This window comes from Zooshikella ganghwensis DSM 15267 (genome assembly GCF_000428585.1).
Taxonomy (GTDB): Bacteria; Pseudomonadota; Gammaproteobacteria; order Pseudomonadales; family Zooshikellaceae; genus Zooshikella; species Zooshikella ganghwensis.
In genome coordinates, this window is record NZ_AUAF01000353.1 from 1 (window position 1) to 1,615 (window position 1,615).

Annotated in this window: 1 protein-coding gene; it reads left to right on the plus strand. The window is 40.0% G+C overall.

Annotated features, from left to right (window positions below; genetic code table 11):
- Positions 1-194: 194 nt before the first annotated feature.
- Positions 195-1,615, plus strand: a 1,421-nt coding sequence (locus F607_RS33345) for an RHS repeat protein (protein WP_051311883.1), incomplete at its 3' end; no start/stop codon positions are given.

Below are 1,615 nucleotides of genomic sequence, written 5' to 3' on the forward strand. Positions count from 1 at the left end.
ACCGTGGCTTTTGGCACACCTAAACAGTACGAGGTAGTGACCGAATGGCATGACACTTTGCGTTTACCCACTGCCAAAATCACACGCGGTGAGCGGGTGGAATATCGCTATGACGACAAAGGTCGGTTAATTAGTACAATTGGCCTTTAACACCATTATTTAATGTAAATCTGTAGTTTTGAATAGTTAAGAAAATGAGAAATTATTTATATAGATTCAGGTGTGATTTTTTAGAAAAATTCTCAGTAGTTATCTTTCTCTGTATTTCTGCGAATGTCGCTGCTAACCCTGAGACAGGGTTTTGGTCTTTTACTGAGGCAAATATTTATTATCCTGACGATTATCATTTGGGGTTTGAAAAATTTCATACACCTCAAGCAGGTTGTGATAATTACTTTAAAAAACGTGGTATGAAGCGCTATCCTGCAAAAGATGCTCTGTTTAAAGGGAACTATTTAAGTTATATCTGTGCAGCTAGAACTGATAACTCTTGGCATGGTGCAGTAGGTATAAATTTTCACGAGTTAAAGTGCAACAATGAAAAGTATTATGATTACTTTAAAATGCTTTGCTCATCTAAAGCTAATAGTGGTTCTGGAGACTGTAAATCACCAGAGACAACACCAGCCGAAGGCAATCCTATCAGAATTGCAACAGGTAATAAGCACCATGTTGAGTCTTTATTTGATGGTTCTTTACCACTAAAGTTTATTTACAACAGTGTTGATGGGAAGTGGAATTATAATTACTATTATTTTTTTAGAGATTTTTCTTACGACAAAAAACTGTATTACCGGCCTGATGGCAAAGTTCTGGCTTTTCAGAAAAAAGAAGGAAAATGGTTCATTCCAGGAGAAAGTGGAATCCAGCTATTTCTCAACTATAGGTATACTAAGGTAGACTACTCTGGACAACGTGAATACTATGATGATCAAGGCCGTATTTATCGCATTATAAAGCCTCAAGGCACAGTCCAAAATTTTAATTGGAATGATGAACAGTTAGTTATTCGAGATGGCCAGGGCAATCAGTTAACCCTTACTTTCGATGATAAAAAACGGCTGGTTTCGGCTACTCAACCCAATGGTAAACCTACCACCTTGGAATGGAGTGATGATGATAAGCTGATAAAAGTCACCCAGTCCGATGGTAGTATCCGTCAATATCATTATGAGAATTCAACCTTTCCAAAGCATTTGACAGGTATTACCGATGGTAATGGTAACCGCTTTGCTTCCTGGACATATGATAGTCATGGCCGTGCGATTAGCTCTGAACACGCGGGTGGTACCGAAAAAACCTCCCTGGAATACCATGCTAATAACAGCACCACGGTCACCAATCCTTTAGGTAAAAAAACCACCTATCACTTCAATGTGATTAATGGCGTGCATAAAGTCGTGAAAGTAGAAGGCCAACAAACCGAACACTGTGCGGCCGCCAACAAAGCCTATACCTATTACGATAACGGTTTGCTCAAAACCAAGACCGACTGGAAAGGGATGGTGACGACGTTTGAATACAACGATCGTGGCCTGGAGACCAAGCGCACCGTGGCTTTTGGCACACCTAAACAGTACGAGGTAGTGACCGAATGGCATGACACTTTGCGTTT